The 21,906-nt window shown below is 71.6% G+C and carries 17 protein-coding genes and 1 pseudogene; 10 read left to right on the top strand and 8 right to left on the bottom strand.

The window, feature by feature from the left end:
* Positions 1–103: 103 nt before the first annotated feature.
* Both OG959_RS34300 and OG959_RS34295 read right to left on the bottom strand, forming a co-directional pair.
* Positions 104–841, bottom strand: a complete 738-nt coding sequence (locus OG959_RS34300) for an ABC transporter permease subunit (RefSeq protein ID WP_326664748.1) — start codon at positions 839–841, stop codon at positions 104–106.
* 2 nt (positions 842–843) lie between these two features.
* Positions 844–1,788, bottom strand: a complete 945-nt coding sequence (locus OG959_RS34295; protein WP_326664747.1) for an ATP-binding cassette domain-containing protein — start codon at positions 1,786–1,788, stop codon at positions 844–846.
* Positions 1,789–1,894: 106 nt separating this feature from the next.
* Here OG959_RS34295 and OG959_RS34290 point away from each other — a divergent pair, with 106 nt between their 5' ends.
* The 3 genes from OG959_RS34290 (at position 1,895) to OG959_RS34280 (ending at position 5,003) form a co-directional block, all read left to right on the top strand.
* Positions 1,895–3,091, top strand: a complete 1,197-nt coding sequence (locus OG959_RS34290) for a sensor histidine kinase (protein WP_326664745.1) — start codon at positions 1,895–1,897, stop codon at positions 3,089–3,091.
* Positions 3,092–3,095: 4 nt separating this feature from the next.
* Entirely contained in the window at positions 3,096–3,746 is a 651-nt protein-coding gene (locus OG959_RS34285) for a response regulator transcription factor (RefSeq protein WP_326664743.1), read from the top strand.
* Positions 3,747–3,845: 99 nt separating this feature from the next.
* On the top strand, positions 3,846–5,003 hold the full coding sequence (locus tag OG959_RS34280; RefSeq protein WP_326664741.1) for an ROK family transcriptional regulator: 1,158 nt from the start codon (positions 3,846–3,848) through the stop codon (positions 5,001–5,003).
* Positions 5,004–5,049: 46 nt separating this feature from the next.
* Here the strand turns inward: OG959_RS34280 and OG959_RS34275 are convergent, their stop codons facing one another.
* On the bottom strand, positions 5,050–5,817 hold the full coding sequence (locus OG959_RS34275; RefSeq protein WP_326664739.1) for a GntR family transcriptional regulator: 768 nt from the start codon (positions 5,815–5,817) through the stop codon (positions 5,050–5,052).
* 621 nt (positions 5,818–6,438) lie between these two features.
* Between OG959_RS34275 and OG959_RS34270 the strand changes: the two genes are divergently transcribed.
* Positions 6,439–7,269: an alpha/beta fold hydrolase gene (locus OG959_RS34270; RefSeq protein ID WP_326664738.1), complete on the top strand. Its 831-nt coding sequence runs from the start codon at positions 6,439–6,441 to the stop codon at positions 7,267–7,269.
* Positions 7,270–7,758: 489 nt separating this feature from the next.
* On the opposite strand, the pseudogene OG959_RS38785 reads toward OG959_RS34270, so the two are convergent.
* A pseudogene (locus tag OG959_RS38785) lies at positions 7,759–8,175 on the bottom strand (EamA family transporter); the annotation flags it as partial.
* 47 nt (positions 8,176–8,222) lie between these two features.
* Here OG959_RS38785 and pdxR point away from each other — a divergent pair.
* The 3 genes from pdxR (at position 8,223) to OG959_RS34250 (ending at position 13,010) form a co-directional block, all read left to right on the top strand.
* The gene (gene pdxR / locus OG959_RS34260) at positions 8,223–9,680 is read left to right on the top strand and encodes a MocR-like pyridoxine biosynthesis transcription factor PdxR (protein WP_326664736.1); all 1,458 of its coding nucleotides are present in this window, start codon (positions 8,223–8,225) and stop codon (positions 9,678–9,680) included.
* A gap of 164 nt (positions 9,681–9,844) precedes the next feature.
* Complete coding sequence (locus OG959_RS34255; RefSeq protein WP_326664734.1) at positions 9,845–11,425, top strand: alkaline phosphatase D family protein; 1,581 nt, start codon at positions 9,845–9,847, stop codon at positions 11,423–11,425.
* Between the two features lie 190 nt (positions 11,426–11,615).
* Positions 11,616–13,010: a GNAT family N-acetyltransferase gene (locus OG959_RS34250; protein ID WP_326664732.1), complete on the top strand. Its 1,395-nt coding sequence runs from the start codon at positions 11,616–11,618 to the stop codon at positions 13,008–13,010.
* Here the strand turns inward: OG959_RS34250 and OG959_RS34245 are convergent.
* A complete protein-coding gene (locus tag OG959_RS34245) occupies positions 12,946–14,187 on the bottom strand; it encodes a trans-sulfuration enzyme family protein (RefSeq protein WP_326664730.1) in 1,242 nt (413 codons plus the stop codon). The two genes, OG959_RS34250 and OG959_RS34245, sit on opposite strands and share 65 nt — an antisense overlap.
* Before the next feature lie 59 nt (positions 14,188–14,246).
* On the opposite strand from OG959_RS34245, the gene OG959_RS34240 reads away from it, so the two are divergent.
* Both OG959_RS34240 and OG959_RS34235 read left to right on the top strand, forming a co-directional pair.
* Positions 14,247–14,768, top strand: coding sequence for an Lrp/AsnC family transcriptional regulator (locus OG959_RS34240; RefSeq protein ID WP_148015214.1), 522 nt, complete (start codon positions 14,247–14,249; stop codon positions 14,766–14,768).
* 35 nt (positions 14,769–14,803) lie between these two features.
* Positions 14,804–16,489 carry a DUF885 domain-containing protein gene (locus tag OG959_RS34235; protein ID WP_326664726.1) on the top strand — a complete coding sequence of 562 codons (1,686 nt, stop codon included), beginning with the start codon at positions 14,804–14,806 and terminating at the stop codon, positions 16,487–16,489.
* Positions 16,490–16,540: 51 nt separating this feature from the next.
* Here OG959_RS34235 and OG959_RS34230 read toward each other — a convergent pair whose 3' ends face one another.
* Entirely contained in the window at positions 16,541–17,032 is a 492-nt protein-coding gene (locus tag OG959_RS34230) for a rhodanese-like domain-containing protein (protein WP_326664725.1), read from the bottom strand.
* A 93-nt stretch (positions 17,033–17,125) separates the two neighbouring features.
* Between OG959_RS34230 and OG959_RS34225 the strand changes: the two genes are divergently transcribed.
* Complete coding sequence (locus tag OG959_RS34225; RefSeq protein ID WP_326664724.1) at positions 17,126–17,572, top strand: Lrp/AsnC family transcriptional regulator; 447 nt, start codon at positions 17,126–17,128, stop codon at positions 17,570–17,572.
* Here OG959_RS34225 and OG959_RS34220 read toward each other — a convergent pair.
* Positions 17,562–20,609 carry an SMC family ATPase gene (locus OG959_RS34220; RefSeq protein WP_326664723.1) on the bottom strand — a complete coding sequence of 1,016 codons (3,048 nt, stop codon included), beginning with the start codon at positions 20,607–20,609 and terminating at the stop codon, positions 17,562–17,564. The genes OG959_RS34225 and OG959_RS34220 overlap by 11 nt on opposite strands.
* Positions 20,606–21,772, bottom strand: coding sequence for an exonuclease SbcCD subunit D (locus OG959_RS34215; RefSeq protein WP_326664721.1), 1,167 nt, complete (start codon positions 21,770–21,772; stop codon positions 20,606–20,608). The genes OG959_RS34220 and OG959_RS34215 overlap by 4 nt, the downstream gene beginning before the upstream one ends.
* Positions 21,773–21,906: the final 134 nt, after the last annotated feature.

Below are 21,906 nucleotides of genomic sequence, written 5' to 3'. Positions count from 1 at the left end.
TGAGAGGTTTTCAGCCATAGTCCAACCACTGTCATCGCCACCGCCGACGCCCGCGCCACCTCCCCTCGTCATGCCCCACGCGTCTCCCCGGGCTCACGTCGTCCTAGGCATCCCGTCGTCGCAGTGCCCACCATCCGGCCAGCAACGCCGCCCCCGCCCATGCGGCGGTCACCGCAAGCCCTGCCCAGGGCCCGATGCTGCTGTCCGGGTGCTGGTGCAGCACCAACTGTCCTGCCCGGTCGGGAAGATAGTCGGCCACGCCACCCGCGACGTCGCCGACGACGAACGAGACGATCAGGATGAACGGAATGAGCAGACTGAGCACGGCAACGGCACTTCGCAGAAGAACGGTCAGCCCGGCGGCGAAGAGAGTCATCAGAGCCAGATATATGCCGCTGCCGACAGCCGCCCTCAGCGCGCCCGGTTCTCCCAGCCCGATGGCATAGTCCCCCATGAACAGTTGCCCGACGAGGAATGAGCTGAAGCTGGTGACCAGCCCTACAGCCAGAGCCGCGCCCCCGATGAGCGACATCTTGACTGTGTAGAGAAGAGTGCGGCGCGGAACCGCAGCCAGCGACAGACGCAGCGCACCGTTGACGTATTCGGATGAGATCGCTGTGGCTCCGAAGCTGATGGCCGCGATCTGACCGAAGTTCAGCGCGTAGAACGCACCGAAGACAAGATCCGCGTCCGCGTTGTCCGCCTCGGCCTGGCCGACGGTGGCGAAGCTGAGGACCGTGACGGCCACGGTGGCAAGGAAGACAGCCATCAGGGATCCGACGACGGAGCGTACCGATCTGATCTTGATCCACTCGGAGTGCAGGACTGCCGTAGCCGTCATGATCAGGCCTCCTGTCGCGTGGTGCGGACGTCAGCTGCGGACTCGAACTCCGCGGCACCCGCGGTGAGATCCAGGTAGGCCTGTTCCAGTGTGGCCTGCTCGTCCATGAGCTGAAGAACAGGAATGCCTTCCGAAGCGGCGAGCGCACCGATCTCGGCCGCTCTCGCCGCCTCGACGGTCCAGAGCCCGTCCTCGCCCTGCTCGGCCCGGTGTCCCTTACGTGTCAAGGCCTCGCTGAACCGGGGCGATTCGGCCGTGTTCACCCGTACTCGCACCCGGGGCCTGCTCCGGGAGTCGAGGAACTCCCGCATCGGCATGTCGATAAGCAGGCGGCCCTGTCCGAGAACGATCAGATGGTCGGCGAACGATGACGTCTCGTTCATCAGATGGCTGGAGACCAGCACGGTGCGACCTTCCCGTGCCAGCCGCTTCATCAACTCACGGACCCAGATGATGCCTTCCGCGTCCAGCCCGTTCGACGGCTCGTCGAGCATGATCACCTCCGGGTCACCGAGCAGTGCCGCCGCTATGCCGAGGCGCTGGCGCATACCGAGGGAGAACGTCTTGACCCGCCGGCCCCCGACGCGACCGAGTCCGGCCTCCTCCAGCACTTCGTCGACCCGTGCCGGTCCCAGGCCATTGCTCGTGGCCAGGGTGAGCAGGTGGTCGCGTGCCGTGCGCGAACCGTGTGCGGCCTGCGCGTCGAGCAGCACGCCGACCCGGCGAAGCGGATCGTTCAGAGCCGCATATACGCGCCCGCCGATCGTGGCGGTGCCGCCCGTGGGCCGGTCCAGGCCGAGGACCAGCCGCATGGTGGTGGACTTGCCCGCCCCGTTCGGCCCCAGGAAACCGGTGACCCGGCCGGGCCGCACGCTGAAGGTGAGTCGGTCCACGGCGCGGGTCGCACCGTAGTCCTTGGTGAGCTCGTTGACATCGATACTGGTCATGTCCCCAGCCTGGCCGCGGCGCCGGCAGCGGTCCTCCCCCGTCGGTGTAGATCATCTCCCTCGCGCGGGGGAGTCGTCGCGCAGAGCTCGCTGGCACGATGGCAGCATGTCCAGCTTCCTCCGCCCGTTGACCACGCCGGTCACCTACACCCGGTGGCTGCATCTGCTTCTGCCCGGCGCCGCTGTGAGTGTCTGGCTGTTCATCTCGATGGACACACCCTGGGTGCCCCTCGTCCTCGCTGCTCTGGTGGGGCTGATTCCCGGGATGCGCCTCGCCGAAGGGGTTCAGGCACAACTGCTGCTCACTCCCGAGGAGCGGGGTGACCCGGGGGCATCGATTTCGGCCGCTCCCTCCACGTCGTGGTCCGAGCGGTGGCGGACATCTCTCTGGCTGGAGGTGCGCCTGCTCTGCGCCGCGCTGGCCGGCATGGCGACGGTGTGGCTCTCGGCCACGGCGGTCGATCTCGTCCGCTCGGCGGCGGGTTCGGAACCGAGCGCCGAGTGGTTCGCCGCCGGGCTGGGCACGCACTGGTGGGCTGCGCTCCTCGCTCCGGTTCCCCTGGTGATGCTGCTCGCCATCGTCGTGAGCTGCGGAGAGCTCATCACCGCTGCTGCCCGGTGGCTGCTCGGGCCGACCCGGAAGCAGCGGATGACCGCGTTGGAAGAGCGCACGGAGCAGTTGCTCGAACGCAATCGGATAGCGCGCGAGCTCCACGATTCGATCGGGCACGCCCTGACGGTCGCCGTCGTCCAGGCAGGCGCCGCCCGGGCGGCGCACGACCCGGAGTTCACCGAGCGGGCGCTGTCGGCGATCGAGGAGACGGGCCGTGACGCGCTGGATGATCTGGAGCGGGTGCTGAGAGTGCTGCGTGAGTCGGGTGAGCCGTCGGGTCAGCAGCCTTCGCTGAGCGAGGCGGACCGTCTGCTGGACTCCGCGCGCGGTTCCGGAGCCGAGGTCGATGCCGACCTGTCCGGTCCGCTGGAACAGGTACCGGCGTCGGTGTCCCGCGAGGGCTATCGCATTCTCCAGGAGGCCCTCACCAATGTCCTGCGCCATTCCGGATCTGTCGCGGTCCGGGTCCGCATCGCCGTCGCCGACGGCCGGCTTGAACTGGAGGTGACGAATCCGCTGATGGGTTCGACAGATACTCCCCTCGCCGGTTCGACCGGGGCCATGGGGCGCGGAAGTGGGCTGAGGGGCATCAGGGAGAGAGCCGCGCTGCTGGGCGGCAGTGCCAGAACGGGACCGTACAAGGGGGAATGGATGGTGCACGCGAGCCTTCCGCTGTACCGCATACGCTGACCTGATGCCGGTTACCGTTCTTCTCGTCGACGACGAACCCCTGGTCCGCGCGGGACTGCGCGCGGTTCTGGAAGCCCAGCCCGACATCGAGGTGGTCGGTGAGGCGGGTGACGGCGCCGCGGTGATCCCGTTGGTGCGTCAGCTGCGGCCCGACGTGGTGGCGATGGACGTCCGGATGCCGCTCATGGACGGCATCGAAGCGACTCGGGTGGTGCTGCGGACCGTGCCCGATCCTCCGAAGATCCTGGTGGTGACGACGTTCGAGAACGACGAGTACGTCTACGAGGCGTTGCGGGCCGGCGCGGACGGATTCCTCCTCAAGCGGGCCCGGCCGGCCGAGATCGTGCACGCGGTGCGGCTGGTGGCGGAGGGCGAGTCCCTGCTGTTCCCTGCCGCGGTGCGGCAGCTTGCAGCCGCATACGGTACGAGCAAGGCACGGGAGGTCATGGAGCGGGCATGCCTCACCGAGCGCGAGGCGGCAGTGCTGCGCCTGATGGCCCGCGGGCTGTCCAATGCCGAGATCGCGGCCCGGCTCGTGGTGGGCGTCGAGACGGTGAAGTCCCATGTCAGCGCCGTGCTGGCGAAGTTGGGTGCCCGGGACCGCACCCAGGCGGTCATCGCTGCCTACGAGTCCGGATTCGTCGCTCCGAGCTGATACCGGGCGTTCCCGGACCGCCTCGCCGCCCACGGTCGCCCAGTCCCCGGGCAGCGAGTACGATCCGCCTGACATGCGCACGAGCTGGGAGGACACACCGTGGGCCGGCTGACCGGTGGGGACCCGTCGTTGCTGCGACGGATCAATTCCGCGGTGGTGCTGCACGCCCTCCGAGGTGCGGAATCCCCGACCCTTACGGACCTGACCCGGATCACGGGGCTGTCCCGGCCCACGGTCGAGGGCGTCGTGGAGGGACTGTTCGAGGCCGGACTGGTCGTCGAGTCGGCCCCGGACGGGGCCGAGGCGCGGCGTCAAGGGCGTCCGGCCCGCCGGTTCCGGTTCCGGGCCGAGGCGGGACACCTCCTCGGCATCGAGATCGGCCCGCATCGGGTCTCGGCGTTGCTGTCGGGGCTGGACGGCCGGATCATCGGGGCCGGCTCGCGCGAGGTGTCGGAGACCGCCTGCGCGGACGACCGCCTCGACAGGGTGCGGACCGTGGTCGCCGATGTCCTCCGGCGGACCGGCGTGGCCCGCAGCAGTCTGCGGGCGGTCGGCGTGGGCAGCCCCGGCATCGTGGAGGCCGACGGCACGGTCCGGCTCGGGACCGCGCTGCCGGACTGGACGGGGCTGGCGCTCGGTGAGCGCCTGAGGCGCTCGTTCCGCTGCCCCGTACTCGTGGAGAACGATGCGAACGCGGCGGCGGTCGCGGAGCACTGGAAGGGCGCGGCCACGGAGTCCGATGACATCGTGTTCGTGCTGGCGGGTCTGAGCCCGGGGGCGGGTTCCCTCATCGGCGGACGGCTGCACCGCGGTTTCGGCGGCGCGGCCGGCGAGATCGGTGCCTTGCATCTCCTCGGTCGTGACGTCACGCCGGAAAGACTTCTGTCGACGACGGACACGCCCCTGGACCCGCTCGACGAGCACGCGGTCGCGGCGGTGTTCGCCAAGGCACGGCGCGGTGACGAGCAGGCCCAGGCCGCCGTCGAACGGTTCATCCAGCGCCTGGTGCACGATGTGGCGGCACTGGTCCTGGCGCTCGACCCGGAGTTGGTGGTCATCGGAGGCTGGGCCGCCGGACTGGACGGGGTGCTGGATCCACTCCGCGGAGAGCTGGCCCGTTACTGCCTGCGGCCCCCTCGGGTGACCCTGTCGCTCCTGGGTGAGGCCGCCGTGGCCACGGGTGCACTGCGGCTGGCGCTCGACCATGTGGAGGAGCAGCTCTTCGCCGTGGAGGGAACGGTGACGGCCCGCCGCTGAAGGCGGCGGGCCGTTCGGTGCACGCCGGGGGCGCGCGGTCATCCGGTCAGGATGCCTGCTGAGTCCGGTCGTCGTGGCTGATCTCCAGATCGCCCGAGTCGCCGAAGGTGAGACGGCAGGTGTCGGCCCGGTAGGTGGCGACGGAGACCGCGGCTGTGCCGCCGGCCGCGAGGTAGCGGGTCGTCACGACGAGGACGGGGGCGCCGGGGAGCCGGTCGAGCTCCTTGGCGTCGTCCGCGCGCGCCGAGCCGAGCTCCACGGAACGGTCCTGACCGTCGAGGCCGAGCCGGTGCAGTTCACGTACGACGCTGCGGGCCCTGGCGGGACCGGACGGGGTCTCTATCGCCGAGAGATCCGGAACGGAGGCCGCCGGCACGTACAGCAGCTCCGCCGCGACCGCCTGTCCGTGTGTGAGGCGGATCCTGCGCACGATATGGACGGGCTCGTCACCTGCCACGTCGAGCATCCCGGCCACGGCGGCCGGTGCGGCTGCCGTCCGGCAGTCGACCGACTGCCAGGCCTCTCCCGCGCCGCCCCCGGTCCAGTCGTGCTGAGCGGTGGAGACGGCGACGCCCACGCGTGGCGGGGCGACGGTGGTGCCCACTCCGCGGCGGCGTTGCAGCCTGCCTTCGAGTTCGAGCTGTTCAAGGGCCTGCCGGAGCGTGGCCCGGGCGACGCCGAACCGGGCGGCGAGCTCGCGCTCGTTGGGGAGGATCTCCCCCACCGCAAAGTCCGAGTCGAGTGCCTCACTGAGCACGGTCTTGAGGTGCCAGTACTTCGGCTCCTGCACCGATTCCAGCTGCGTGGTCCCCACCCTGTCCTCCGCAATCGCCCAGCGGCTTTTCCGCGACGTTATTTATTAAAGGTTCCTGTCTTAACGTTGAGACCATAGGACGGCGCACCCCCTTGGTCAAGACCAATCCTCGGGCCACGGGGCCGCGAAGCGGCGATCCGCCGTGCAGCGTTCACAGGACGTTCGCGGAAGGCGAGGCGCAGGACAGCACAAAGCCCCACGTCCGGGAGGGTGCGCGGGGCTTCCTTGCCTGACTTGGCGACGCTCCGGCGCGGGCGGCCGGGAACGCCGCCCGCGGAATCCAGCCCATCGGCTGCTCGGCAAGCAATGCGGAGATTTCATTAACAATACTGACTATATGTTCATATCGGGCAACTCCGTCCCGATATGCATATCGGTCGACACCGTCCCACGCATCCATCCGGAAGGCGAGGCACCGGCCGCCCTGTCGCCACGCATCCATCCGGAAGGCGAGGGGCCGGCCGGCCTGTCGCCACGCATCCAGCCCGCCGGCCCACCCACGTGTCCGGTTCGCGCCCCCGCCCTCTTGAACTGCAAGCTACCTGACGGTAATTGTTGCTGACGGAATGTCTAAGCCGCTTGGCACGGGCCCCTCGTGTCGCCTCACCCGGGAGCAACTCCATGGCCACCACGGTCTCGTTCACCGTCGAGTCACCCCGAGGACCGCGGACCGTGTCCGTGGCGTACGAGCGGTCGGGTTCCGGTGAGCCCCTGCTGCTGCTCCACGGCATAGGCCACCACCGGCAGGCCTGGGACCCGGTGATCCCGGTCCTGGCCCTGGAGCGGGATGTCATCGCCGTGGACCTGCCCGGTTTCGGCGCCTCTCCGGGATTGCCCGATGACGTGGCGTACGACCTGGCGACCGTGGCGCCGCTGCTCGGGACCTTCTGCGAGGCGATCGGGGTGGAGCGCCCCCATGTGGCGGGGAACTCGCTCGGCGGGCTGCTGGCCCTGGAGCTGGGCCGCGAGAAGCTCGTACGCTCGGTGACCGCGCTCTCGCCCGCCGGCTTCTGGACGGATCCCGAACGCCGGTACGCGTTCGGCACGCTCCGCGCGATGCGGCTCGCTGCGGAGTCGATGCCGCTGCCCCTCATCGAGCGGCTGTCCCGTACCGCCGCCGGTCGCACCGTCCTGACCAGCACCATCTATGCCCGGCCCGGACGGCGCTCACCGGAGGCGGCCGTGTCCGAAACCCTCGCCCTGCGACGGGCGACCGGCTTCCACCGGACGCTGACCGCCGGAAGGACCGTCCGGTTCGCCGACAACGTGCCGGGGCTACCGGTGACCATCGCCTGGGGCGGCCATGACCGGCTCCTCCTGCGGCGCCAGGGCATCCGGGCCAAGCACACCGTCCCCGGTGCCCGGCTGGTCCGGCTCCCCGGCTGCGGTCACGTCCCCATGAACGACGACCCGGCTCTGGTGGCCCGGGTGATTCTCGACACCAGCCGCTGAATCCGCCATCCGCTCGCGGCTCCGCCGGCTCAGGACCCCCGAGCCGATCGCCACGCCGGCCCCGACCAGGCAGCTGCCCGCCGCCTGTGCGATGCCGTACGAGCCGGAGCCGACGAGCGGGGCGGTGAGCGCGGCGGCCACGGGGATCAGCCCGAGGAACAGCGTGGCGCGCTCCGCTCCGATGCGCTGCATCCCCCGGTACCAGCAGACGAAACCGATCACCGTCACCACAGCGGCCTGCCAGAGCAGCGCGGCCGCCTCACCTGTCGTCGGCACCCGCACGAATCCCGCACCGTCGACCAGCAGCCCCAGAACCGTGGACTCCGCCGCGGCGATCGCGCACACCGTGGCAGACAGGAGCTTGGGTCCCAGCGGGCGCAGCACCGGCACGGCGATGACCGCGAAGCCCACCTCACCGGCCAGCGCACCGACGGAGAAGATAATGCCGGCCGTGTCGGTCTGTCCCCAGCCCTGAACGGTGAACGCGCCGACCGCGACCAGCGCCGCGGCGCTGAGAACGGCGCGGGTCGGCCTGCGCCCGGCCGCCAGTGGCACGAGGACGGCAACGAGAATCGGTGCGCACCCGACGAACACGCCCGGAACCGCCGGCTCCGCGGACCGTTCGGCTGCCAGGACGGCGAGGTTGAAGCCGACCATCCCCACAGCGGCGAGCAGGGCCAGCCTGCCCCATTGCCTGGCGGTGAGCCCACGGAGCACGTCGGCCGGCCGGGGCTCACCGGCCCGGCTCAGCAGGGGCAGGAGCAGCAGGGCGGCGAGGCCGTAGCGCAGCGCCTGCCCGCCGGCGTACGGATAGTCGCCGAGGACACTGTTGGCGGTGAAGGAGGCACCTACGAGGACGGAGGCGAAGGCGGCAAAAAACGCGCCACGCAGATAGGTCACATTCATGGTTTCGACGCTAGGCGCCCGGGCGGTCCGGTTTAAGGTCCACATTTATGACGTCTTCGGGGACCACTTCGACGCCCGGCGCGGAAAGCGGTGCGCGGGAGTCCGTCTCGGCCGCCTGGGAGCTGCTCCTCCCGGCCGCTTCGGCTCCGGCACGTGGACGCGGGCGGGCGCTGCAGTCCGCGCTGCGTGACGCGGTCCGTTCCGGCCGCCTGGCGCCGGGGACACGACTCCCGTCGAGCCGCGCGCTCGCCGCGGATCTCGGTGTCTCGCGCGGCCTGGTCACCGAGGCCTACGAGCAGCTGACCGCCGAGAGCTATCTGCGCAGCGGGCACGGGGCGGGCACATGGGTGAGCGGCTCGGTGCGGGCGGCCAGGGGCGGTGCCCGCGATCTCGCTCCCCGCGCCCCCGGCACACGTGTCGACTTCAGACCGGGTACGCCCGACCTCTCGCTCTTCCCGCGCAGCGCCTGGGCAGCCACCCACCGTTCGGTTCTCGGCCGGCTGCCGCACAGCGCACTGGGCTATCCGGACCCGCGCGGGCTGCCGGAACTACGTGACGCGCTGGCCGCGCTGCTGACCCGGCGCCGCGGGGTGGTGGCTGACCCGGAGCGCCTGCTGGTCTGTTCCGGCGTGGCCCAGGCAAGCACCCTGCTCGGTTTCGTCCTGCACGGACGGGGACTGACCACCGTCGGTGTCGAGGATCCCGGGAGTCCGGAGCACGCCGCCCTCTTCTCGTCGGCCGGCCTTGCCACGGCGCGGCTGCCGCTCGATGACGAAGGGCTGTCGATCGGGCCCCTCGTGCGCTCCGGCATACGAGCCGTCGTGACCACTCCGGCCCATCAGTTCCCCACCGGAATCGCATACTCCGCGGCCCGTCGCAGCCGGCTGCTGGACTGGGCCCGGGAGGCGGACGGCGTCATCGTGGAGGACGACTACGACGGCGACTTCCGCTACGACCGCGCGCCCGTCGGCGCCCTCCAGGGCCTCGACCCCGAGCATGTCGCGTACACCGGCTCGGTGAGCAAGTCCCTGGCTCCCGGGCTGCGGCTCGGCTGGCTGCTGGCACCGGCCTCGATGACGGACGAGATCGTCGACCGCAAGCGGACCATGGACATGGGTAATCCGTCCGTCGACCAGGCCGTGCTCGCCGACTTCATCGTCCGGGGAGGATACGACCGGCAGTTGCGCCGCTGTCAGCGCGCCTACCGGGAGCGCCGTGACGTCCTGACGACCGCACTCGCCGAGCACTTCCCGGGCGCCGAGGTCAGTGGTATCGCGGCGGGACTGCACGTCATCGCCCGGCTGCCCGAACGGTACGGCCCCGAGGACGAGTTCGTGCGCCGCGCGGCCGAGGCCGGAATCGCCCTGAGGCCCCTCGACGACTGCCGCGACGTACGGTCCGCCGACGCCTCCGTGAGCCTGGTGATCGGCTACGCGCACCTGCCACCGGCCGACATCTCACACGGCGTCCGCCTGCTCGCGGCATGCCGGCGGGACGGACGCTGACCGGACTCCGGGGCAGGCGTGGGCCGGGCTCCGGTGCGGGCGCGAACGGACTCCGGGGCAGGCGGGCCCGGTATTCACCTGGTGTTGGTGTGTCCGCCTCCGTCGGGCGCGAGGGTGGGCCGGTCGCTCAGCAGTCCGTACGCCCGACCCGCCGGAGGCTCCCGATGCCGTACCGTCCGCGAATCCCGTCCCCCGACCGCCGTACCGTGCTGCGCGGTTCGCTGGTGGCCACGGCCGCTCTCACCCTCCCCCTGGCGGGCGCGGCCGCTCCGGCCTTCGCGCGGTCCGGCCGCCCGGACGCGGCCTGGGGTGTACAGGTCGGCGATGTCACCGCGTCCTCCGCTCTGGTGTGGGTGCGTTCGGACCGGCCGGCCCGGATGGTGGTGGAGACGTCAGCGACCGAGTCGTTCCGGCGCGCCCGTACCTGGCACGGCCCGCTGCTGGGTGCGGGGATGGACTTCACCGGAACGACGCCTCTGTACGGGCTGCCGCCCGGCGAGCAGGTGCACTACCGGGTGACGCTCGCCGCCCCGGACGACCCCCGCCGTACCGGCGAACCGGTGTACGGCACGTTCCGGACCGCGCCCGCACGCCGGCGCGACGGTGTGCGGTTCCTGTGGTCCGGCGACATCGCGGGCCAGGGGTGGGGCATCAACCCGGACATCGGGGGCTACCGGGTCTACGACGAGATGCGTCGCCTCGACCCCGACTTCTTCCTCTGCAGCGGGGACAACATCTACGCCGACGGGGTCATCGAGCCGAGTGTGACGCTGCCCGACGGGCGTGTCTGGCACAACGTCACCACCGAGGAGAAGGCGAAGGTCGCCGAGACACTCGCCGAGTACCGGGGGAACTTCCGCTACAACCTGCTGGACGACAACGTCCGCAGGTTCAACGCACAGGTGCCGTCGGTGATCCAGTGGGACGACCACGAGGTGCGCAACAACTGGTACCCCGGGCAGATCCTCGACGACGCCCGGTACACCGAGAAGAACGTGGACCTGCTGGCGGCACGCTCGATGCGGGCGTTCGGGGAGTACTTCCCGGTGTCGACCCTGCACGGCTCCGCGGGCGGCGACAGGGTCCACCGGGTGGTGCGGCACGGTCCGCTGCTCGACCTGTTCGTCCTGGACATGCGGACGTTCCGCAACGCCAACTCCCCCGGCAGGCAGCCCGACGACAGCACCGGAATCCTGGGCGCCGAACAGTTGGCCTGGCTCGAGCGGGAGCTGTCCAGGTCCCGGGCGGTGTGGAAGGTGATCGCCGCGGACATGCCGTTGGGACTGGTGGTCGCCGACGGTACGACGGACTTCGAGGCCGTGGCACAGGGCGACCCCGGGGCCCCGCTCGGCCGCGAACTGCAGATCGCCGAACTTCTGCGGTTCATCAAGCGCCGCAGGATCACCGGCACGGTGTGGCTGACGGCGGACGTGCACTACACCTCGGCCCAGCACTACACCCCCGAGCGGGCGGCGTTCAAGGACTTCGCGCCGTTCTGGGAGTTCGTCACGGGACCGCTGGCGGCCGGCCAGTTCCCGTCGAACGCGCTCGACGGCACGTTCGGGCCCGATCAGGTGTTCGTCCAGGCTCCCGACCGGGCGAACGTCTCGCCGATGGAGACACCTGCGCTGTTCGGTGAGGTGGACATCGACGGCGACAGCGGGGAGTTGACCGTACGCCTCCGGGAACAGGGCGGATCCGTCCTGTTCAGCAAGGTGCTCCAGCCGGGGCGCGTGGGGCAGTGAGCGGGGCGGCTCGGCCCGACGGCGTCGCAGGGCCGAAGTGCGGTGTCCCGCGATCGTTCCCGGCCCGAACCTCGCTCGAAATCGACTTGCCAACCGACCAAAAACAGACGATAGGCGACTAGATCCACACTTAACCCATCGGTCACAAGGCGTTCGTGATCAGGCAACACCGCTCGGTCACAGTGAAGCCATGACTGATGTGACCTCCGCGAAGAGCGCCCGCCGCCCCCACCACTGGCGGCGGGACCTCATTGAGCTTGCCGCCCTGTTCACCGCGGTCGCCGTCGCCGACGCGATCGCCAACCTGATCGGGCACCAGCCCGACGGTCCGTATCTGCTCATCGCCTCGGCGGTGGCGCTGACCGCCACCGCCGCGTTCCACACCTGGTGGGCACGCCGGCACAGTCACGCGCCACCGCCGGATGCGGAGGGCTTCACGGCCTCGGACGCTCCGGCCGTGCAGGCCGACGCGTCGCCGGACTCCGCCGCCGCCGAGACGGTGCTGTGGCGGATGCGGACCACGGTGCGGGACGCTCCCGGCAGCCTGGCCGCACTCTGCATCGTGCTGGCGCGCCACCGGATCGACATCCTGACCCTGCAGACCCACCCGCTGGCCGAAGGAACCGTCGACGAGTTCCTGCTGCGCGCCCCCGCCTCGCTGCCCGCCGCCCAGCTGACCCGCGCCATCTCGGACGCCGGCGGCAGCTCCACCTGGATCGAGCGCGCCGACGCCCACGATCTGGTGGACGCTCCGACCCGGGTGCTCGGCCTCGCGACCCGCACCGCCCTGGACGCGGCCGAACTCCCCCTCGCTCTGCGCCAGCTTCTCGGCCGCTGCACCATCCACTCGCTGCCCGCCGTGTCCATCACCGGACGCGCCACCGGTGAGACCGCGCCCGTGGAAGGAGTGCTGGAGGAGACGGTGATGCGGCTGCGCGATCCGTCGGGCGGCGTCATCACCGTCGAGCGCCCCTATCTGCCCTTCACACCCACGGAGTTCGCCAGGGCGCGCGCCCTCGTCGAGCTCGATGCGCGGCTCGGCCCCCGCATCCCGCGCAGCGAGCACGTGCTCACCCTGCCCGAGGGCAACGCGATCACCGTGCGCCGGGCGGACGGGGGCGACCTGGAAGCGGCCCGGGCCATGCACGACCGCTGCTCGGAGCAGACCCTGCGGCTGCGCTACCACGGACCGGTCCGCGATGCCGACCGCTATCTCGAACACCTGCTGAGCCCGCGCTTCGGGCGCACCCTCGCCGTGCAGACGGCCTCCGGCCGCACCGTGGCTCTCGGCCATCTCCTCTGGGACGGCAACGAGACCGAGGTCGCCCTGCTCGTCGAGGACGACTGGCAGCAACGGGGCATCGGCTCCGAACTTCTGGGCCGCCTGGTGGCCCTCGCCATCAAGGCGGGCTGCGAGAGCGTCTACGCCGTCACCCAGGCGTCGAACACCGGGATGGTCGCCGCCATGCGCGCGCTCTCGCTGCCGCTCGACTACCAGATCGAGGAGGGCACGCTCGTGATCACAGCCCGGCTGAGCTCGGCCGCGGCGCGCTCCCTGCCGCCGCACGAGCGGGCGAAGCGCTGACCGTCCGACGTACGGGCTGCTCGCCGCTCAACGCCTGACACAGGTCGGCCCACAGGTCCTCGACGTCCTCCAGCCCGACCGACAAGCGAAGCAGCCGGTCGCCGACGCCCGAGGACCGGCGGTCTCCCTCATCCACAATGCGGTGGCTGATGGAGGCCGGGTGCTGGATCAGGGTGTCCACACTGCCGAGACTGACCGCGGGCGTGATCAGCCGTACGGCGGCGATCACCCGGTGCGGGTCCCCGTACACCTCGAAGGAGACCATCGCGCCGCCCAGCGCCGGGTAGTGGACGCGGGCGATCCGCGGGTCGGCGGAGAGCCGGCGGGCGAGTTCCGCGGCGTTCGCGGACGCGGCCCGGACGCGCACCGGCAGCGTGGCGAGACCGCGCAGCAGCAAGTAGCCCGCCATCGGGTGGAGCACCCCGCCGGTGGCGAAGCGCACCTGCCGCAGCCGGGCCGCGAACTCCTCGTCGCAGGCGACGACTCCGCCCATCACATCCCCGTGGCCCCCCAGGTACTTCGTCGCGCTGTGCAGCACGATCCGCGCCCCGTGCTCGACGGGCCGCTGGAGAACCGGCGTGGCGAAGGTGTTGTCGACCAGCAGCGGCACCGAGCCGCAGGAGTGGGCGACCGCCCGGATGTCGACCTCGGCAAGGGTCGGGTTGGCGGGCGTCTCGACGATCACCAGCCCGGTGTCGGGACGGATCGCCTCGGCGATCCCCGCAGGATCCGTCCAGGTCACCTCCGTACCGAGGAGCCCGGCACCCAGGAGGTGGTCGCTGCAGCCGTACAGCGGGCGGACGGCCACCACATGACGCAGCCCCATGCTCGCGCGGGCCAGCAGAACGGCGGTGAGCGCCGCCATCCCACTGGCGAACGCCACGGCGCTCGCGGTCCCTTCGAGCCGTGCCAGGGCCGTTTCGAACCGGGCGTTGGTCGGGTTGTCGAGCCGGGCGTAGACCGGCGGCCCGTCGAGCCGGGCGCCCGTCGCGGCGAAGGAGTCGATCCGTTCCGCCTCGGCCCTGGAGTCGTACGAGGGGTAGGTGGTGGACAGGTCGATCGGCGGGGCGTGCAGACCGAGGGCAGCGAGGTCGTCGCGCCCGGCGTGCACGGCTTCGGTGGCCTGCGCCCGGTACGGGAGTGTCGTCGGGGGCGCCGTCGAGGATTCGTTGTCCATGGGCTCACTCTGAACAACGGCCGGGGCAGGCTGGAGAATGTCCGTGCTACGTTCGGCGAATGACCGATTCTGTCGCTCTCGACACGGTGGATCTGCATATTCTGCGGCTCCTGCAGAACGATGCCCGGACCACGTACCGAGAGCTCGCCGCCGAGGTCGGGGTGGCCCCGTCGACGTGCCTGGACCGGGTCACCAGGCTTCGCCGCACAGGCGTGATTCTCGGCCATCAGCTGCGCCTGGACCCGGCCAGGCTGGGCCGCGGTCTGGAGGCACTGCTGTCCGTACAGGTCCGGCCGCACCGCCGGGAGCTCATCGGCCCGTTCGTCGACCGGATCAGGACGCTGCCCGAGTCGCGTGCGCTCTTCCATCTGACCGGCCCCGACGACTATCTGGTCCATGTGGCCGTGACCGACACAGCCGATCTCCAGCGTCTGGTCCTGGACGAGTTCACCTCGCGGCGTGAAGTGGCCCGTGTGGAGACGCGGTTGATATTCCAGCAGTGGGAATGCGGTCCGCTGCTGCCGCCCCCGTCCCGGACGGCCGAGGACGGTCGAGGTCAGGCCCATACTGCCGATCGGTAGTGACGCGGAGGCCCTCCCCGTACGAGGATGTCCACATGTCAGACACTCCGAGCAGCGCGCTGCCCCGCCAGGTCGCCGACACCTATGTCGACGCTTTTATCGAACTCGACCCGATCTCCGGCACGTATCTGGGTGTCGCGGAGAGCTCGCGCCGCCTTCCCGACTTCTCCCCCGCCGGCCAGGAAGCCCTGGCCGCACTGGCCCGCACCACGCTCGCGCGGCTCGACCGCGCGGAGCAGCTTCCCGGCGCGGCCGAGGACGCCGAACGTCGTTGCGGCCGTCTCCTGCGTGAGCGCCTGACGGCCGAACTCGCCGTGCACGAGGCCGACGAGGCGTTGCGGGCCGTTTCCAACCTGCACTCCCCGGCCCACTCGATCCGTGAGGTGTTCACGGTGACGCCCACCGAGACGGACGAGGACTGGGCGGCCGTCGTGGAGCGGCTCCAGGCGGTTCCGGGCGCCCTGTCCGGCTACCGCGAGTCGCTGGCGCTCGGTCTGGAGCGGAAGCTGTACGGCGGTCCGCGCGCCACCACCACCTTCATCGGCCAGCTCGACGAGTGGGTCGGGGACGGGACGAAGGGGTTCTTCCTGGACTTCGCCGCCGCCGGGCCGGGGGCGCTGCGCACCGAGCTGGACGCCGCCGCGGCACAGGCCACCCGGTCGCTGGAGGAACTGCGGGACTGGATGCGGGAGGTGTACGCCCCCGCGATCGAGGGTGAGCCGGACACGGTGGGCCGCGAGCGTTACGCCCGCTGGTCGCGCTACTTCAACGGAACCGACCTGGATCTCGACGAGGCGTACGCGTACGGCTGGTCGGAGTACCACCGGCTGCTCGCCGAGATGCGGACCGAGGCCGAGAAGGTACTGCCGGGCGCGGGCCCCTGGGAGGCGCTGGCCCACCTCGACGTCCACGGCAAGCACATCGAGGGCGTCGACGAGGTCCAGGCGTGGCTGCAGGGCCTGATGGACGAGGCGATCGAGTCCCTGGACGGCACGCACTTCGAACTCGCCGAGCGGGTCCGCAGGGTGGAGTCCCGGATCGCCCCTCCCGGCGGTGCCGCCGCGCCGTACTACACGGGTCCGTCCGAGGACTTCTCGCGTCCCGGCCGCACCTGGCTGCCGACGATGGGCGAGACCCGTTTCCCGGTGTACGACCTGGTCTCCACCTGGTACCACGAGGGCGTACCCGGCCATCACCTCCAGCTGGCCCAGTGGGCCCATGTCGCCGAGAGCCTCTCCCGCTACCAGGCCTCCATCGGCATGGTCAGCGCCAACGCCGAGGGCTGGGCGCTGTACGCGGAGCGGCTGATGGACGAGCTGGGCTTCCTGCCCGACGCCGAGCGCCGGCTGGGTTACCTGGACGCCCAGATGATGCGGGCCTGCCGGGTGATCGTGGACATCGGCATGCACGCGGAACTGGACATCCCGGCCGACTCGCCGTTCCACCCCGGTGAGCGGTGGACGCCGGAGCTGGCCCAGGAGTTCTTCGGCAACCACAGCGGCCGGCCCGCCGACTTCGTGGAGAGCGAGCTGACCCGCTATCTCTCGATGCCGGGTCAGGCCATCGGCTACAAGCTGGGAGAGCGTGCCTGGCTGCTCGGCCGGGAGAACGCCCGCGCCGCGCACGGGGACGCCTTCGACCTCAAGTCCTGGCACATGGCCGCACTGTCCCAGGGGCCGCTGGGTCTGGACGACCTGGTCGACGAGCTGTCGAAGCTCTGACCGTGACGCCGGCCGGTCCCGGGGATGGTGCCCGGTGCCGGCCGGCCGGTGTCAGCACCCGCAGTCGCCGGATGCGTCCGGCGCGGTGAGCGGATCGGCGGTGCGCCGCTCGCTCCCCTGCCAGGTCTCGAATTCGAAGCCCTCGCGCACCCAGTACTCGAACCCGCCGAGCATCTCCTTGACCTGATAGCCCAGTTCGGCGAGGGCGAACGCGGCACGGGTGGCGCCGTTGCAGCCGGGGCCCCAGCAGTAGGTGACCACGGGCACGGCGGGATCGAGCAGGTGACGTGCCTGCCCGGCGATGAGCGCCGTCGGCAGGTGGACGGCCCCGGGGACGTGCCCCTGGTCCCAGGACGCGGTGGAGCGGGAGTCGAGGAGGACGAAGCCGGTGTCGTCGTCGGATGCGAGTGCCGCGGCGACGTCCGAGACGTCGGCGTGGAAGGCGAGCGAGGCGCCGAAATAGGCGGCGGCCACGGCCGGAGCGGCGGGCGGAACGCGCAGTACGGCGTTGGTGACGGTCGTGGCGGTGGGCTGAGTGGTCATGGGGAAGAATCTACGAGCGCCGATCGCACTCCGGAAGATGAGATCCCCGGCACACCTCTTGATCCTCCGGGGAATCCCCTGTTTCCTCTTCCCATGACCGAATATTCCCCGGACGACACGGACTGGCGGATTCTCGACGTCCTTCAGCGCGAGGGGCGCGCGACGTTCGCCGAGCTGGCGCGGGCCGTCTCGATGTCGTCGAGCGCCGTGACCGAGCGCGTGCGCCGGCTGGAGGAGGCCGGGATCATCAGCGGCTACGCGGCTGTGGTCGATCCGGAACGGCTCGGCCTGCCCGTGCTCGCCTTCGTGCGGCTGCGCTATCCGAACGGCAACTACAAGCCGTTCCACGACCTCCTCGACGGCACTCCGGAGATCGTGGAGGCCCATCACGTGACCGGCGACGACTGCTTCGTGCTGAAGGTGACCGCCCGTTCCATGCGGCACCTGGAGGCGGTCTCGGGGAAGATCGGCGCCCTCGGATCCGTCACCACCAGCGTCGTCTACTCCTCGCCGCTGCCGAGGCGGGCGGTCAGTCGCTGAACCCTTCGGTCACCCGGTGCCGTACCGCCGACCCGCCCCGCTCCTTCACCACTTCGAGCTGGGCGGGGATACGGCGGCGCAGATCGCCGACGTGACTGACGATGCCGACGCTGCGGTCCCGCTCGCGCAGCGAGTCCAGCACGTCGAGCACCTCGTCGAGGGTCTGCTCGTCGAGACTGCCGAACCCCTCGTCGATGAACAGGGTGTCCAGCCGTACGCCGCCCGCCTCGTCGGTGACCACGTCGGCGAGGCCGAGTGCGAGAGCGAGCGAGGCGAAGAACGTCTCGCCGCCGGAGAGCGTGGCCGTGTCGCGTTCGCGTCCCGTCCAGGCGTCGATGACGTGCAGGCCGAGGCCGGCCCGGCGGCCTCCCGTCCGGGCATCGGAGTGGACCAGCTCGTAGCGGCCGGACGACATCCTCCGGAGGCGGGCGGTGGCGGCCGCCGCCACCTGTTCGAGACGGGCCGCGAGCACGTACGACTCCAGCCGCATCTTGCGTTCGTTGTCCGCCGAGGTCCCTGCGGTGAGACCGGCGAGCCGCGCGACCCGCTCGTGCTCCTCGCGCACGGGGCCCAGGCCACGGACCTCCTCGGCTGCGCGGCGCGAGAGCCTGCCGAGCTCGGCGCAGCGTTCACGTGCCGAAGCGAGGGCCGCCGAAGCGTCCCGCAGCAGGCGCTCCGCCCTGTCGTGCGCCTGCTGCGCGGCATCCGGCGCGGCAGGAGCGCGCTCCGCGGCGGCTCGGGCGCCGGTCTCGGCGAGCCGGTCGGCCACCGCGGCCGCCTCGGCCTGCCAGGCGTCGATACGGTGCTGGAGCGCTCGCTGTCCCGAGTCGCCGAGCAGCGTGTCCGCGGCGGCCTGCGGCGTGTCGAAGCCGGCCCGGAACGCGGCGTCGGCGAGCCGGTCGTCGGCCTCCTTGAGCCGCGCCGCCGCGCTCTCCTCCTCCCGCACGGTCGTGGCCGCCTCGGCGAGCAGGACGACCCTGTTCTGCAACAGGGCAGCGTGCTCCGTGACGCTGTCCGACCCCCCGCGCGCCTGTACCAACACCTCTTCCAGGGAGGCCTGTTCCGTGTCGAGTCCCTCGCGACGGGACATGCGGGCCGATACCCGCCGCTCGGCCTGCTGACGGTCCTCGGCGCGCTGCGCCTGCTCCCGTTCGGCCGTGGTCAGGGCCTCGCGCGCGGTGTGCGTCCCTGCCGCGGTCCGGTACGCCTGGGCGTGCTCCCGGGTCAGGGTGTCCACGAGGGCGGCGAGCGCGGCGACCGACGGGTCCGCCGCCGCACCCTCGGCGCCGGCCACGTCCGCGTCCTCCAGGGCCTCCGCGCGGGCTGCCGCGTACCGCTCGCGTACGGCTCCGAGCGCGCGCTCCGCCTCGGTACGCGCGTGCTCGGCGCGCCGATGGGCGGCCTCCGCGACGTCCTCCGCCGCCTGGTCGACGTGTCCGTCCCCGGCACGGGCCGGCCGCGGGTGGTCGGCCGATCCGCAGACCGCGCAGGCCTCGCCCTCGACGAGTTCCCGCGCGAGTTCGGCCGCGATGTCACGCAGCCGCCGCTCACGCACGTCGAGCCAGTGCTCACGGGTGCCCAGGGCATGCTCGCGGGCCTCGCCGAGCCGGTCATCGGCGCCCGCCGCCTCGGCCGCCAGCGCGTCCCGCCGACGGGCCGCGTCCAGGCGTCGCCGGGCGGGGTCCAGCCGGCCGGCCAGCGACTCGGCCCGGGTCGCCGCCTCCTGCGCCGCCTCGATCCGGGCCAGCAGACCGGTTCGGGTGTCCTCCCAGCCCGCCAGCCAGCCCTCGGCCTCGCGGATCAGTTCGTCGTCCGCCCGGGCCTGGCGCTCCAGCGCGGTGCGTTCGCTGTCGATCTCCGCACTGCGCCGCTCGGCACGGCGTGCGGCGTCGAGGCCACCGAGCTCCTCGCGCAGTCCGCGTTCCAGAGCCGCCAGTTGCTCGGCACCGGCGTCGGCCAGGGTGTCCGGCAGCCGGCTCCGGGAACGGTCGCGGGCCGCGCTCGCCCGTCGGTACGCCCGCTCGGCTTCGTCGCGGAGCTCCAGCGCCGGTGCGACACGGTCCGCCTTGCGGGCGCGCCTCAGCTGTTCCCGGTCCTCGTCGTGTCCGGACCGGCCCGCTTCGGACGCGGCGGCCCTGCGCCGGGTCTCGGCGTAGCGCTGCTGGAGCGCGGCCAGTTCCCGTTCGGAGTCCAGCGCGGACCTGGCGGCGGCGTGGCGGCTCTCGGCCGCCGTCAGGACCTGGGCCGCGATGTCGAGCCGTTCCCGGGAGCTGCTGCGGGCCGTCGCGGCCCAGGCGAGTACGGCGTCCGCCAGCCCCGGCTCGCCCGGCTGGACCTGTGGCATCGGGTATTCCGCCCCGGCCGGGCCGGCGGCCTGGGCGATCCGCTGGGCGAGGGCGAGGATCTGGTCGTCCCCGGCCCTGACCTGGTTCTCGGCAAGGCGGCGGAGGTCGGCGAGGCGCTCCTCGACGGCGGCGAAACGACGGGTGTCGAAGAGCCTGCCGAGCAGCTTGCCCCGTGCCTCCGCGTCGGCCCGCAGGAAGCGGGCGAAGTCACCCTGCGGCAGGAGCACCACCTGGCAGAACTGCTCCCGGCTCATTCCGATGAGCTGGGTGATCTCCTCACCGATCTCCTGGTGCGAGCGGCTCTGCGCCTGCCAGCCATGCTCGGGGTGGTACACGCGCAGCAGGCTCTGCGCCTTCTCCGTGGTGTGGCCACCGCCCCGCTTCTTGGGGCGGGGCTGAGCCGGGCGGCGGGTGATCTCCAGGCGGCGCCCGCCGACGGTGAGTTCGAGCCGGACCTCCGTGGGCAGGTCCGCGGGTGCGTGGTCGCTGCGCAGCGAGGTGCCGGGGCTCTGCCGGGCTCCTGGCACGGCCCCGTACAGGGCGTAGCAGACGGCGTCCAGCACCGAGGTCTTGCCGGCGCCGGTCGGGCCGTGCAGGAGGAAGAGTCCGGCTGCGGAGAGCGCGTCGAAGTCGATCTCCTGGGTCGCGCCGAACGGGCCGAAGGCGGTGATGTCGAGCCGGTGGAGTCTCATCGGTTCACCTCGCGCACGGTGTCGTCGACCCGTACGTGGTCGAAGGCGCTGCGCAGCACCGTGCGCTCCTGTTCGTCGGTGCCGTACCCGCCCCGGACGTGGGCCACGAAGTCCTCCGCGATGCTCTGGTCGTCGCGTCCCCGCAGCCGCTCGGCATAGGAGGTGTGCGGGTCGTCGGGTGCCCGGTCCGGTTCGAGGACGAGGCTGAGCGTGTGCGGGAAGCGTTCGACGAGCCGGGCCATCGGCTCGGCCGGGCGGACCGGGTCGGTGAGGGTCGCCTCGACCCAGGAGTGCTCGTGCCGGTCGAGGGCGGGGTCGTCGAGGAGGGCGTCGAGCCGGCCGCGGAGCCGGGCCAGAGGGCGGGGCACCGGGCAGTCGATCCGCTCCGCGCTGATCGCACCCGCGGCGTCGAGGTCGATCAGCCACATCGTCTTGCGGTGGTGGACCTCCGAGAAGGAGTACGCCAGCGGGGAGCCGGAGTACCGGACGCGCTCGGCGACGGTCTGGCAGCCGTGGAGGTGGCCCAGCGCCACGTAGTCCACGCCGTCGAAGACCCCGGCGGGAACGGCCGCGACGCCGCCGACGGTGATGTCGCGTTCGCTGTCGCTGGGCTCGCCGCCCGCGACGAAGGCGTGGGCGAGGACCACGGACCGGGTGGCGTCCGGCCGCTCGGCGAGATCGGCACGCACGCGGTCCATGGCGGCGGACAGCACGGCCTCGTGTCCGGCCCGTTCCGTCTTGAACACGTCCTTGACCAGGGCGGGTTCGAGGTACGGGAGGCCGTAGAACGCCACGTCACCGTGCGCGTCCGGGATAAGGACGGGGGTGGCGCAATGGGCGGGGTCGGTCCGCAGGTGGATGCCGGCCCGCCCGATGAGCCCCGCGCCGACACCCAGGCGCCGGGCCGAGTCGTGGTTGCCGGAGATCATCACGGTGGGCACACCGGCGGCGGCGAGCCGGTGCAGTGCCTCGTCGAAGAGCTCCACGGCGAAGAGCGGCGGCACCGCCCTGTCGTACACGTCACCCGCCACGAGCACGACGTCGACCTCGTGCTCGCGGACGGTGGCCACCAGGTGGTCGAGGTAGGCGGCCTGCGCCTCGCGCAGGGAGACCCGGTGAAGGGAGCGGCCCAGGTGCCAGTCCGATGTGTGCAAAATCCTCAAGAGCCGGCTCCGACCTGCATGTTTCGCTTCCTCGTCCCCCGAGCCCTGTGCGGCCGTGCGCCGGCCCTGCCCGGGGCCCCGGTGCCGGTGTCCGCCCCACCTGCGCGCCCCTGCCCCTGTTCCCTCACGCACCA

The sequence above is a fragment of the Streptomyces sp. NBC_00385 genome (assembly GCF_035917155.1).
In the GTDB taxonomy this organism is placed as follows: Bacteria; Actinomycetota; Actinomycetes; order Streptomycetales; family Streptomycetaceae; genus Streptomyces; species Streptomyces poriferorum.
Note: the sequence above shows the minus strand (reverse complement) of the source record. Positions and strands in the feature narration are given on the sequence as shown.